The organism is Acinetobacter sp. AS167, assembly GCF_037152175.1.
Lineage (GTDB): Bacteria > Pseudomonadota > Gammaproteobacteria > Pseudomonadales > Moraxellaceae > Acinetobacter.
Genome location: NZ_JBBCMP010000004.1, coordinates 150,926 through 163,487 on the forward strand (window position 1 = coordinate 150,926; position 12,562 = coordinate 163,487).

Below are 12,562 nucleotides of genomic sequence, written 5' to 3' on the forward strand. Positions count from 1 at the left end.
TTCAATCTATGAATACTTTCGGGACTTGAAAATCAATCGAGTAACCCCATTAAGTATTTAAGAGAAACACAATGCCTGCACTTATGCAGGCATTGTTGATAAATTAGAGGTGAAAAAATGTTAGACCGCACTCCATCTCGCGAATTACAAGAAGATCTTTGGGTTTTTCCAATGGATTACCCAATTAAATTGATTGGTAATGCGGGGGAAGAATTACGTGGTGCTGTAGTTGAAATTTTGGTAAAACATTTCCCTGAATTTAATGAAGCGACACTTGTTGTACAACCATCACGTACAGGTAAATATCATTCGATTACAGCCCAGCTACGTTTTGAAGAACTAGAGCAAGTGCATGCCTTGTATGCTGACCTTGCGGCTTGCGAACATATTCGTACTGCGTTGTAATGCTGAAATGACTTAAAAACACGCCCCAATGGCGTGTTTTTTTATGCGTCAGGATTTTAAGGAGGGTAATATGCCCCTCTGGTTTATTTGCAAATGATCAGCAATTGCTTTCACTTTTCCAAACTAAATTTCTTTATAATTAAAGCGATTTCTATATTTTAAGGGCACTTGTCTGTGAACGATGCTGTTCTAAAACCACATCTGATTATTCGTCAATATCAAGACTTGACGCTTTATGCCGAGCGTTTTCAGGAAATGAAATCTTTTACTGAACAACGTGATGAAAATTCTCCAGATCAACTTTGGATATTGCAACATCCTGATGTACTCACTCAGGGGCAAGCAGGAAAACCTGAGCATATTTTAATGCACAGTGATATCCCTGTTGTTCAATCAGATCGTGGTGGACAAGTGACATGGCATGGTCCCGGTCAAATGGTGATTTATTTCATGTTTGATTTAAACCGCTTGAAATGGAATGTACGTACATTGGTCACTTATGCAGAGAATTTAATGATCAATCTGCTCAAGAAATATCATATAGAAGCCTATGCCAAAGCTGATGCACCGGGTGTTTATGTCAATGAACGTAAAATTGGTTCACTCGGTTTTAAAATCCGTAAAGGTCGTAGTTATCATGGTTTAGCATTAAACATTGATTGTAATTTAGACGGCTTCCATACCATTAATCCGTGTGGTTATGCAGGTTTAGAAATGGTCCGCGTCTGTGATCTGATCACAAACCACCCTGATTACAGCCAACTATCGAAAGATGTGATTGAGTATTTTCAACAGAGTGGTTACTTTAGTGATATTAAAGTCATTGATAAAAAATCAAATGACCATGAAGTCATTCACAAATAAATCGCTTTATTTTTATCTAAAAACAAATTAGAGTAATTACTCTAAAACAAAAGTACAATTTTATATAAGGGATTAGCGAGTGATTTCAAGTAAATCTATCAAACCCGCTTTAGAACAAGCCTATGTCAAACTCATGATGGATGTGATTGGCAGAGGTTTGGTTATGGCGAGTCAAGTTGATGATGAAATTAAACATGAAGTATCAGTACTCCCTGTTGGTTTTACATTATCCATGAAAGTTTTTCCAAATGGCGCTTCATTTATTGCCAGAGTCAACCAAAACAAGCAACTTGAACTCGTTAAATCTTTAGATGGCAAACCAGATCTGTCGATTATTTTCAAACATGTTCACCATGCTTTTTTAGTCTTTTCATTTCAGGAAAGCACAGCTCAAGCTTTTGCAAATGACCGTATGATTGCAGACGGAGATGTAGCACATGCCATCCGTTTAGTCCGTTGTCTGAATAAAATGGAAGCATTAATTTTACCTAAACTGGTCGCAGAGCTCGCTGTAAAAGAATATCCATCAGAATTGAGCTTAAAAGAAAAATTGGCGGGTGCTGCAAATATCTATCTCAAAGTTGCCCAATCATATTTAAAAGGGAGTGCTTAACACATGGCTAAACCATATTACGAATTTTTCTGTCCTGTAAAAGTGATCGCTGGTCATGCTGCACTCGAACATATTCCTTTCGAACTCGCATCATTAGGCGCTAAGCGTCCCATGATTATCACTGATAAAGGAGTACGTGCAAATCACCTTTTGGCCCCTATCGAAGCTGCTTTTGAATCTACAGATATTGAAATTGGCATTATTTTTGATGATGTTCCACCTGATTCAAGCCTTGAAACAGTCCGTGCCGCTGCGCAAGCTTATCGTGAAAATAACTGTGATGCGATTATTGCTGTGGGTGGTGGTTCAGTAATTGATACCTCTAAAACAGCAAATATTTTAGTCTCAGAAGGTGGTGATGATCTGCTGAAGTATTCAGGCGCTCACAACCTCCCTCGCCCACTTAAACCATTTTTTGTCATTCCCACGACCTCAGGTACAGGTTCAGAAGTGACCTTGGCAGCCGTGGTATCGGACAATCAAAAAAATGTCAAAATGGCATTTGCCTCGAATTACTTAATGCCACATGCGGCTATTCTTGATCCGCGTATGACTCAAACATTGCCACCACACTTGACTGCAATGACAGCGATGGATGCAATGACGCATGCTGTGGAAGCCTACACATGTATTGCAGCCAATCCAATTTCTGATGCATATGCAACTGCTGCCATCAAGAAGATTAGCAATAGTTTATTTGATGTACTGGATCACCCTAGTGATGCAACAGGTCGCTTAGAACTTGCTCAGGCATCAACAATGGCGGGCATCGCATTCTCTAACTCGATGGTTGGTATTGTACATTCACTTGGCCATGCTTTAGGTGCAGTTGCGCATTTGCCTCATGGCTTATGTATGAATCTGTTTCTTCCTTATGTGTTGGAATACAACAAAGACCTCAATGGTGACAAGATTGCCGATCTCTTGCTGCCACTTGCTGGTGCTGATATTTATGCACAAACGCCTGCTAACCAGCGTGCAGATAAGGCCATTGAAACGTTAAATACCATGCGTGATCGTCTCTATCATTTGACCAAACTACCACGCACCCTAAGTGAAACAGGCAAAGTCACTCAAGCACAGCTGGATGAAGTTGCTGAAAAAGCACTCAATGATGGCTCAATTATTTTCAATCCGAAAGAAGCTACTTTTAAAGATTTAAAGTCGATCTTAGAAAAAGCTTGGTAATTGTCTAAAATTGCGACAATATAGAGGGAGCTATTGGCACTAAGTCTATATTTGCAGTGATGTCATCCCCAGATGAAATGTTGACAGCCCCCGATAGTAAATAGCCTGATGTTTATCTAAACATCGGGCTTTTATCTTGCAGAATCGGCAGTCACTTATTTTTTGATCAAGATGGCACGTTTTCTGCTAAAAAAGCGAACAAAGTTACTGACAAATGTGACCTTTTAGAGTAGATTGGCGCACTTTTGTTTTATTCTTAGGGGGGATCGTTCGTCTCAAACGATCCTTATAAATATGACTGATCCTTGATCAACGATTAAGAGGATAACGCCGTTGACAGATATCTCTGGGACTCAATCCACAGCAAAACTGAAAAAAAATCTTGTGCTGTGGCATATTATCATTATTGGTCTAGCGTATATTCAGCCACTTACCTTATTTGATACCTTTGGTTTAGTGTCCGACGGAAGCCATGGACATGTTCCAACTTCTTATATTTTTGCGCTTGTTGCCATTCTTCTGACCTCTATCAGTTATGGTCATATGATCAAGCGCTACCCTTCGTCAGGGTCTGCTTATACCTATGCGCAAAAATCGATTCACCCGAATGTCGGCTTTATGGTGGGTTGGTCTTCTTGGTTAGATTATTTATTATCTCCACTCGTCAACATCATTTTAGCTGATATTTACTTAAGAGCCTTATTCCCAGATGTGAATAACTGGATCTGGGTCATAGCACTAACTGCAATTATGACTGTGATCAACCTATTTGGTTCACGTTTTGTTGCTCGATTTAACAGTACCATTGTTGTGGTGCAACTTGCGATCATTTTCTACTTTGTTTATGAAGTTTATTTACTGCTAACTCAGGGTATTTACGCAGATGGCACCTTAAACCCAGATAAAGCTGAACTATGGTCACTTGCTCCATTCTGGAGTGAAATGACTGCAATTGGTGCGTTAATCGGTGGTGCAACGATTCTTTGTTTCTCTTTCACAGGTTTTGATGCGTTATCATCCCTTGCAGAAGAAACCAAAGATGCTGAAAAAACCTTACCAAAAGCAATTTTCTCTACAGCGTTGATCGCGGGTATTATCTTTATTTTTAGTACCTATTTTATTCAGCTATTTTTCCCAAGTAATGCCAATCTTTACTTTAATCCGCTGGATGAGTCTCAACCTGTGATGCTTGAAGCTCTTGGCAATGCAACAATTCTAACGGCAATTACAGGCATCGCATTTAAAAAGTTAGTGTTGTATTTTGCGGTCATTGCTGTACTGGCTTCTGGTATTTCTGCACATGCTGGGGTATCACGTTTGATGTATGTAATGGGTCGTGATGGCGTGATTAACAAAAAGATTTTTGGTCACATCAGTCCAAAATTACATACCCCGACTTATAATATTTTGATTGTCGGTGTTGTTGCGTTATCAGCGGGTTTTCTTGACCTTGAGCATATTGTCAACTTAATTAGCTTTGGTGCTTTAACAGCCTTTAGTTTTGTGAATTTCTCCGTGATTTCACGCTACGCCTTACGTGATGGCAGAACAAAATCACTCAAAGAAATCATCAATTATGTGGTGATTCCGTCTCTTGGTTTTGCCAGTGTATTCTTGATGTGGTTAGAAATTGATGAAATGGCATTAAAACTCGGACTTGCATGGGCTGTATTAGGTGTAGCATATTTAGCCTATAAAACTCGTGGTTTCCGCTACCCTGCACCACAACATAATGAACATGAATAATTGATTATTGCATTTGTAATCAAATAACAAAGGCGCTTTATGCGCCTTTATTATTTCAGTCATATCAACTGCAATTATGATGCAATAAATTTTTCCGTAATCGCTTTGATACGTTTTGCATATTGTTTTGCAGTCTCTAAATCACCGCTTGGAATTTCATCAACATTGGCATCAGCAGGTGATTGAACCAATAAGCCCACAGACCCACCTAAGCTGTTCACATCCTGACGTGTAGCACTTTTAGTGTTTGAAGGTGCTAAACCGAGGCTGACCCAAATACCACCGTGCTGTGAAGCCAAAGTGTGTAACGAAATTAATGTCACTTGCTTATCGCCATTCATACTTGCACTGTTGGTAAAACCACCAAAAACCTTGTCTGCCCATGCACGAGTAAACCAACGCTTAGATGATGCATCTGCAAATTTTTTAAATTGCCAAGGCACACCGCCCATGTAAGTTGGTGCACCAAATACGATTGCATCTGCGGCATCCAAAGTGTCCCAATCTTGATCTTGAATATTGCCTTCTTGATCCACTTCGATAAGTGTTGCCTGAATTTCATTGGCAAAGGTTTCTGCAATGACTTTGGTATGGCCATAACCTGAATGATAAACAACAGCGATTTTTGACATGATAAGTCCTCTTATATAGACGGTAAATATTTAAAAATTAATGTTTGATATAACTTGGAACGGTTGCCGTTAGACCTTGTTTGAGTTGTTGAGTAGATTCCCCAACCAACACTTCAAAGGCATTTTGTTGAATTCCATCAAATACGTGTTGCGCCACTGTGTGTGGAGAAATTTTGGCAATATCGAGTGATTGGGTTAAATCTGTGTCGACAAAACCGACATGTACCCCCATCACATGAACATTGGCTTTAACTAACCATTGTCGAGTTGAATTGGTAAATGACCATGCTGCTGCTTTAGAAATTGCATAACTGGCTAACATCGTGCTGGGTTCCCAAGACACATCCGATAAAATATTGACGATATAACTTTCAGAATGGCTTGCTAAAATTGGAGAGAATTGCTGAGTCGTATTGATCACACCATAAAGATTGGTATCTAAAACCGTCCGTGTCACTGCTGCAATATTTGCGTCTACAGGACTTTCATTTAAGCGTGCAATACCTGCATTGTTGATTAATAGATTGACATCACCACATTCTGCAACAGCTTTTTGAATAGATACGGGATCTGTGACATCTACAACAATCGGAATAATACCCTGTTGATTAAAACCTTGAAGATTACGCATGCCTGCATAAACTTTCTTGGCGCCACGTTGTATCGCTTGCTGGGCAAGTGCTAAACCTAGACCACGATTTGCACCCGTAATAAAAACGACCGCATCTGTTATTTTCATTAAAACCACGCTCATAAATATAAAATGGTCTATCAACGCTATCAATCAGCAGAAGTTGTATTGACCTGATTAACTTATGATATACTTTTGAAATCTAGTATCAATTAGTTACTATGTGGTAACTGGTCATTTCTTGGTTATAACTTTCCAAATAGAGGTATAGATTGATGACTAATGCATTCAATTTTAATATTTTTCATCCAAATTGCCCGGCACGATCTTTTTTTGAAAAATTTGCAGATAAGTGGGTTTTGATGATTATTTATCGACTCCATCAGCACTCTCAACACTTCAATGAACTGAAAAAAAACTTAACAGGGATCTCACCTAAAGTACTTTCGCAAAAATTAAAAATTCTGGAAAGAGATGGATTTATCACCCGTACAATTCATGAGAACAATGTGATTCGTGTTGAATATGCATTAACCTCTCTAGGCTTTGAGTTTGCTCAAACTGCTTTATCATTTAAGCTCTGGGCTGAAGGCAATGTGCAACATGTGATTCGCGCACAAAAACAATTTGATGCAATTCAAGCAAAAAATGAGCCAGCTCTGTTGCAGGAAGCATAAATCTCAACACTCAGAACATGACTTTAACTCAGCTCGATATGTTGTAAATATGATTAAACTCAGCATAATTTTAATAAAACATATCAAAGGGAGAAAAATAATGAAAATTCCACTGCTCTTTATTCTAGCAATCCTCAGCCATAGCGCTTTTGCGTCCTATGAAAATTCTTGTGATTTAGAGGTTAAGCTTTTAGAAAACACTTCTACACGTACGCTATATATCAATAAAGATGGCTTAGGTGAAATTGAGGAAACAACACTCAACATAAAAGGTGTTGTAAAAAAAGCGCAAGAGGTAGGCCGAGCAGATAGTGGTTGTCAATACTATATCGGCAAAGTCTTAGAAGAAAATTTAAGAAATTTCCCGAATCGCTCTGAATTAAAAAAAGGACAAAAAATTAAACTGAATATCTTAATCACAGATTATAAAGGTATACCGAAATCTGAAACAGTGACCTATTTAGGACCAAACAAATAGTTAAAATCTGAATTATTTTAAAGTATGGATAATAAAGTACAAATGTCGGAGCACTCTGATACAGACTGTCCACATTATTTAGGAACGGTTATAGAAAAAATGACTGGCTCAGACATTTGCTACACAGCAAAGAAAGGGCAAAAATTAAGATAAATATTGTGATTACTCATTTTAAAGCCTCCAACAGATGAAGTCGCTTTTATGCAAAGATAATCACATCGCTCTTTCTCAAAAGGAAATCATAAACCAATATGAATAAAAACCCATCTAAACGATGGGTTATGATTTTTATTTTAATTCTTTAAATCCTTGTTGACGCCATGCTTCATATAGAATCACTGCGGTGGCATTCGATAAATTCAGACTACGTGAATTCGGTGCCATAGGTAAACGAATCCAATGCGCCTTTGGGAACATCATACGGACATCTTCTGGTAAACCACGTGTTTCTGGCCCCATCAATAAAGCCACAGGTCGGTTTAAATCTGAAGTATGCGGTGTTTCAGTACCTTTGGTAGTTAAAGGATAAATCGCATCAAGATCAATCCCCTGCACCTCTAAATGTGCCAGACATTCAGCAAAGTTTTCCCAAACTTTCATATGTGCCCATTCATGATAATCTAATCCTGCACGGCGCAACTTTTTATCATCCAGTTCAAAACCTAAAGGCTTGACTAGATGTAATTGTGCACCTGTATTGGCACATAAACGAATGATATTCCCTGTATTTGCAGGAATTTCAGGCTCGTATAAAACAACATGAATCACGGGAGATCTCTACTTATCAGAATACAACCTAAGTACTTTAAAAAAAGACCATGTCAGTTTTTTAAAGAAAAATTTAGGCAGATATTATTGCCACTGTAACTGTTCGCGCAAATTCACCACTTCACCAATAATGGTCAAAGTAGGCGCTTGAATATGGTTTTCTTCAACTTTTGATGCAATATCTGCCAAAGTTCCAACCACCACCTTTTGATCTGGGGTTGTCCCTTTGGAGATCAAAGCCACTGGCATATTTGGACGTTGACCATGTGATATTAGATTTTCACAAATTTTTTCTAGTCCCACCAAGCCCATATATAAAACCAATGTCTGATTTTCGTAAACCAGCTCATTCCAAGGTAATTCTGGTGAACCTTCTTTTAAATGCCCCGTCAAAAAACGAACGCTTTGTGCATAATCACGATGTGTAAGCGGAATCCCAGCATAGGCTGAACAACCTGATGCAGCAGTAATACCTGGGACGACTTGGAATGTAATATTGGCTGCAAAAAGCTCTTGAATTTCTTCACCACCGCGACCAAAAATAAATGGATCACCACCTTTTAGACGACATACACGTTTGTTTTCGGTGGCATATTTGACCAGTAATGCATTAATACCATCTTGTGGCACGGAATGATTAGAACGTGCTTTTCCGACATATATTTTTTCAGCATCACGCCGACATAATTCTAAAATTGCTGGAGAGACCAAACGGTCATAAATCACCACATCCGCTTGCTGCATCAGTCTAAGTGCTTTTAAAGTTAACAGCTCAGGATCACCTGGTCCTGCCCCCACCAAATAAACTTCACCTTTTGGTTTTTGCCATTTTGTCAAAGCTTGTTCAATTAAACGATCCGCCTCTTTGAGGTTGTCATTAAACACCTGCTCTTTTAAAGGACTGGCATATAAATCTTCCCAAAAGATTCGACGTTCATCAGGATTACTAATCTGCTCTTTAACTGCTTTACGCCATTTTCCAGAAAAATCAGCAAGTTTACCCATGCCATGTGGAATAGAAGCTTCGAGCTGAGTACGAATCTGGCGAGATAAAACAGGAGAAGCACCATTGGTGGCAATTGAAACTACCAGTGGTGAACGGTCAATGATCGCAGGCACCATAAAGCGACAATGTGGAGGATCATCAACACTGTTGACCAACACATTTAAATCTTCACAAGCTTCAAAAACAGCTTGATTGACAGCTTTATCATTGGTTGCAGCAATCACCAAACGATAGCTACTTAGGCTAATTTGATAATCAAATTTATCCGCATGATATTGCCCATAGGTTGAATGGACAATATCTAAGAGATTTTGCTCTATATTTGGCGCAATCACATGAATCACTGCACCTGCTTTTGCAAGTAATACTGCTTTGCGGTAAGCAATATGCCCACCACCCACAATCAGACAAGGTTGCCCTTGCAGTTTTAGTGAAATTGGGAAAATTTCCACAGTGTTCCTCAAAAGTTCAAATCTGATTGTACTAAGCAATATTTATGCACAAAACTGAACCAAATATCGAGTTTTCGACATTTAATCGATAAATGTTGCACCAGCCATGTACGGGCGTAACACTTCTGGCACTTCAATAGAGCCATCAGCACGTTGGTAATTTTCCATCACAGCCAATAAAGTGCGACCTACAGCCAAGCCTGAACCATTCAAAGTATGTACCAGCTCAGTTTTCTTTTGATCTGCACGATAACGCGCCATCATACGGCGTGCTTGGAAATCTCCCATACTTGAACAAGAAGAAATCTCACGATATGTATCTTGGCTTGGTACCCAAACTTCTAAATCATAAGTTTTGCATGCACCAAAGCCCATATCACCACCACATAAAACGATTTTACGATATGGTAAACCCAATGCTTGTAAGATCCCTTCCGCATGCCCTGTCAATGCTTCCAAAGCATCCATTGAATCTTCAGGTTTTACGATTTGAACCATTTCAACTTTGTCGAATTGGTGTTGACGGATCAAACCGCGAGTATCACGACCATAAGAACCCGCCTCACTACGGAAACATGGTGTATGCGCAGCATATTTCAACGGTAAACGATCAGCATCAATGATTTCATTACGTACAAAGTTCGTCACTGGAACTTCAGCCGTTGGAATCAAATAGTATTCTTTTTCACCTTGTAATTTAAATAAATCTTCTTCAAATTTAGGCAGTTGACCCGTACCACGCAATGAGTCTGCATTAACAAGATAGGGTACATATGCTTCAGTATAACCATTTTTCAGGGTATGCGTATCGAGCATGAACTGGGTCAATGCACGTTGTAAACGGGCTAATGGACCTTTCAATACACTGAAACGTGTCCCCGTTAACTTGGTTGCCGTTTCAAACTCTAAACCACCCATCATTTCGCCAAGGTCTGTATGGTCTTTGATTTCGAAATCAAATTGACGCGGTGTGCCCCATTTGAATACTTCAACATTATCACTTTCATCTTTCCCTTCTGGTACAGACTCATGTGGCATGTTTGGGATAGAGAGTAATTTTGCTTCTAATTCAGCTTGAAGTTCATTCAATTCAACTTCAGCAGCTTTAATTTCATCACCAATCGCACCCATACGTGCCATGATTTCTGAAGCATCGCCACCAGATTTTTTGATTTGACCAACTTGTTTCGCACCCGAATTACGCTCTGCCTGTAAGTTTTCAGTTCTAGACTGGATTTCTTTACGGCGAGCTTCTAGTGATGCCCATTCTTCAACGTTGAGTTGTACACCACGTTTGGCTAAGGCTAAGTTTACAGCCTCGATATTATTTCTGATTAATTTCGGGTCGATCATAGTCAATCTAAAGGGTAAGAAAAAAACTGACTATAGTGTAAGCTCTTCACTGTAAAAAATACAGTGACAGAGCATTAGACATACATGAATTGTATGATTTGAAGGCAATTAAGGTGTAACAGGTTTTTCGACAGCCGCTTCGACTTGAGGTAGACTTGGTAAATACTCAGCTTTAATCAAATCTTTTGCAACTTGATACGGCAGTTTTAACTCAGGCATACCTTCTGCATAAGAGGTAAGCTCATACAGTGGATAAACAAAAACTAGACCATTTACACCATAATAATAGTTATCGCTTAACTGCAACTTTTCACGTGTAATATCTTTTTGAATCAACCAATTCGCATTGGCATCATAAAGCTGTTCAGCCACTTTTGCTTCCACGTTTGGTTTTAGAATATCAGTTAAGGCGAGGCGCTTTTGCGTGGTTAAATCGAATGTCACATATTCATTGTGATACATCCCATGAGCTGCACCTGCTACATAGGTATAAGTCTGGATCACAAAAGTGGCTAAATTATTTTGTTGTGAAATAAAACGAACATAAATTGAATTTTGATTTAAACCTTTAGCTGAAGATTGCGCTTCACTTTCAGCTTGGGCATGATTTTGATCTTTTTCAAATGCGCCAGGTACATCTTTTTTAATACGATTTAGAAAATAATCATCTAGCCAAGACACATTACTTTTAACAGTTTGCAAATCATATTGTGTACAACCATCTTCATCACAAAACTGTTTTTTTACCACGTTGACTCGCTCAACTTTGGCTTGAATCAGCGGTATTTTCGCGTGTTGAGTCGCAGTTGCAGCCTGTTCTGCTTGAGGTTCCGGCTTTTCCTGGCATGCGCTAACCATGAGCATACTGGATAAAAGAGATAAAAAAATCAGACCACTTTTAAAATTTACTTTCATTTCTATATCTTTAAAGCATATTTAGTAATAGCCCTATCATAAAACCAGAACCTTTAAATTAATATTCATTATTGTAATTATCACCTATTTACACTGTAAATAAGCGCGTTGTTATTTCAAAGATTTGCTTTCTGCTAACATCTTCTTCCTGTTGATACGCGCATTTATCCATCTTTTTTGTTGATAACTATGTTTTAAATAATCATTTCTTGTGTGTAAATAATACTTTTTTATAATTTTTAAACTCATTAGATCAAAAACTAAATAACATTGAATACCACTAATAACACCAAACATCCAATCCTCAGGGTCAGGGCCAACACTAGGTTGAGCCAAAACTACAAATAAATCATTATCACTAAAAAATGTTAGCACAAAAGTATGGAACTGTCGTGGAGCACCACGTTCATTATGTTGAACAAAATACTTCCCAGCTTGTTTGATCATTTTCAATGTGATTGCAGGACTGACAACTCCATCCAAATTATCCTCAAAATCGCATCTGACTTCATCAATTTGTTCTTCAAATAAATCACTCGCATCATCATAAATAAACACTTTCTTCTTTATGTCATAACAATAGAAAATTGTATTTAAAAGATACTTTTCATAATTATTGTGAACTGAAAATAAAGCTTTTAATATTTTTTTATTTGGGGTGACTTCTAAATATACATCGTAGTAACGACTCAGCTCAAAACTGGATTCTCTGTTTGAAAAAACTTCATAAAACTTGATTAAACACAAAATAAGATCTGCAGTCATAAAAGAGTTAGAGGCCGTTTCTGGATGATATAATGGATGTTTAAAATCTACAGTCATAATTTTCAAACC

At 38.4% G+C, this 12,562-nt stretch carries 14 protein-coding genes; 7 read left to right on the forward strand and 7 right to left on the reverse strand.

The genetic code is table 11. The features are described from left to right. Positions 1-117 precede the first annotated feature (117 nt). The 5 genes from WFN33_RS09445 (at position 118) to WFN33_RS09465 (ending at position 4,816) form a co-directional block, all read left to right on the forward strand. Positions 118-405 carry a YbeD family protein gene (locus tag WFN33_RS09445; RefSeq protein WP_004722529.1) on the forward strand — a complete coding sequence of 96 codons (288 nt, stop codon included), beginning with the start codon at positions 118-120 and terminating at the stop codon, positions 403-405. A gap of 174 nt (positions 406-579) precedes the next feature. Beyond that, entirely contained in the window at positions 580-1,269 is a 690-nt protein-coding gene (gene lipB, locus WFN33_RS09450) for a lipoyl(octanoyl) transferase LipB (RefSeq protein ID WP_336952771.1), read from the forward strand. Positions 1,270-1,348: 79 nt separating this feature from the next. Then, on the forward strand, positions 1,349-1,882 hold the full coding sequence (locus tag WFN33_RS09455) for a hypothetical protein (protein ID WP_336952772.1): 534 nt from the start codon (positions 1,349-1,351) through the stop codon (positions 1,880-1,882). Positions 1,883-1,885: 3 nt separating this feature from the next. Continuing rightward, complete coding sequence (locus tag WFN33_RS09460; protein WP_336952774.1) at positions 1,886-3,070, forward strand: iron-containing alcohol dehydrogenase; 1,185 nt, start codon at positions 1,886-1,888, stop codon at positions 3,068-3,070. Between the two features lie 333 nt (positions 3,071-3,403). Continuing rightward, the gene (locus WFN33_RS09465) at positions 3,404-4,816 is read left to right on the forward strand and encodes an APC family permease (protein ID WP_004722537.1); all 1,413 of its coding nucleotides are present in this window, start codon (positions 3,404-3,406) and stop codon (positions 4,814-4,816) included. 74 nt (positions 4,817-4,890) lie between these two features. On the opposite strand, the gene WFN33_RS09470 is transcribed toward WFN33_RS09465, so the two are convergent. Together WFN33_RS09470 and WFN33_RS09475 are read right to left on the reverse strand one after the other, a co-directional pair. Then, the gene (locus tag WFN33_RS09470) at positions 4,891-5,448 is read right to left on the reverse strand and encodes a flavodoxin family protein (protein WP_336952776.1); all 558 of its coding nucleotides are present in this window, start codon (positions 5,446-5,448) and stop codon (positions 4,891-4,893) included. A 37-nt stretch (positions 5,449-5,485) separates the two neighbouring features. Further along, positions 5,486-6,187 carry an SDR family NAD(P)-dependent oxidoreductase gene (locus tag WFN33_RS09475; protein ID WP_336952778.1) on the reverse strand — a complete coding sequence of 234 codons (702 nt, stop codon included), beginning with the start codon at positions 6,185-6,187 and terminating at the stop codon, positions 5,486-5,488. Between the two features lie 167 nt (positions 6,188-6,354). Here WFN33_RS09475 and WFN33_RS09480 point away from each other — a divergent pair, with 167 nt between their 5' ends. Then, positions 6,355-6,756, forward strand: coding sequence for a winged helix-turn-helix transcriptional regulator (locus WFN33_RS09480; RefSeq protein WP_004722540.1), 402 nt, complete (start codon positions 6,355-6,357; stop codon positions 6,754-6,756). 100 nt (positions 6,757-6,856) lie between these two features. Next, a complete protein-coding gene (locus WFN33_RS09485) occupies positions 6,857-7,234 on the forward strand; it encodes a hypothetical protein (RefSeq protein ID WP_336952780.1) in 378 nt (125 codons plus the stop codon). A 288-nt stretch (positions 7,235-7,522) separates the two neighbouring features. Here WFN33_RS09485 and WFN33_RS09490 read toward each other — a convergent pair whose 3' ends face one another. From WFN33_RS09490 to WFN33_RS09510, 5 genes are all read right to left on the reverse strand, one after another. After that, positions 7,523-8,002, reverse strand: coding sequence for a tRNA (cytidine(34)-2'-O)-methyltransferase (locus WFN33_RS09490; protein ID WP_336952782.1), 480 nt, complete (start codon positions 8,000-8,002; stop codon positions 7,523-7,525). 84 nt (positions 8,003-8,086) lie between these two features. Continuing rightward, positions 8,087-9,460 (reverse strand): siroheme synthase CysG, encoded by a 1,374-nt coding sequence (gene cysG / locus WFN33_RS09495; RefSeq protein ID WP_336952783.1) that lies wholly within the window; start codon positions 9,458-9,460, stop codon positions 8,087-8,089. An 81-nt stretch (positions 9,461-9,541) separates the two neighbouring features. Continuing rightward, positions 9,542-10,813: a serine--tRNA ligase gene (serS, locus tag WFN33_RS09500; RefSeq protein ID WP_336952784.1), complete on the reverse strand. Its 1,272-nt coding sequence runs from the start codon at positions 10,811-10,813 to the stop codon at positions 9,542-9,544. A gap of 108 nt (positions 10,814-10,921) precedes the next feature. Further along, entirely contained in the window at positions 10,922-11,728 is an 807-nt protein-coding gene (locus tag WFN33_RS09505) for an RsiV family protein (protein ID WP_336952785.1), read from the reverse strand. A 111-nt stretch (positions 11,729-11,839) separates the two neighbouring features. Beyond that, entirely contained in the window at positions 11,840-12,550 is a 711-nt protein-coding gene (locus tag WFN33_RS09510) for a hypothetical protein (protein WP_336952787.1), read from the reverse strand. Positions 12,551-12,562 lie beyond the last annotated feature (12 nt).

Bases quoted from the DNA above. Each gene is read 5' to 3' on its own strand.
- WFN33_RS09445 (WP_004722529.1), top strand. From the start codon at position 118: ATGTTAGACCGCACTCCATCTCGCGAATTACAAGAAGATCTTTGGGTT.
- WFN33_RS09460 (WP_336952774.1), top strand. From the start codon at position 1,886: ATGGCTAAACCATATTACGAATTTTTCTGTCCTGTAAAAGTGATCGCT.
- WFN33_RS09470 (WP_336952776.1), bottom strand. From the start codon at position 5,448: ATGTCAAAAATCGCTGTTGTTTATCATTCAGGTTATGGCCATACCAAA.
- WFN33_RS09475 (WP_336952778.1), bottom strand. From the start codon at position 6,187: ATGAAAATAACAGATGCGGTCGTTTTTATTACGGGTGCAAATCGTGGT.
- WFN33_RS09480 (WP_004722540.1), top strand. From the start codon at position 6,355: ATGACTAATGCATTCAATTTTAATATTTTTCATCCAAATTGCCCGGCA.
- WFN33_RS09485 (WP_336952780.1), top strand. From the start codon at position 6,857: ATGAAAATTCCACTGCTCTTTATTCTAGCAATCCTCAGCCATAGCGCT.
- serS (WP_336952784.1), bottom strand. From the start codon at position 10,813: ATGATCGACCCGAAATTAATCAGAAATAATATCGAGGCTGTAAACTTA.
- WFN33_RS09505 (WP_336952785.1), bottom strand. From the start codon at position 11,728: ATGAAAGTAAATTTTAAAAGTGGTCTGATTTTTTTATCTCTTTTATCC.
- WFN33_RS09510 (WP_336952787.1), bottom strand. From the start codon at position 12,550: ATGACTGTAGATTTTAAACATCCATTATATCATCCAGAAACGGCCTCT.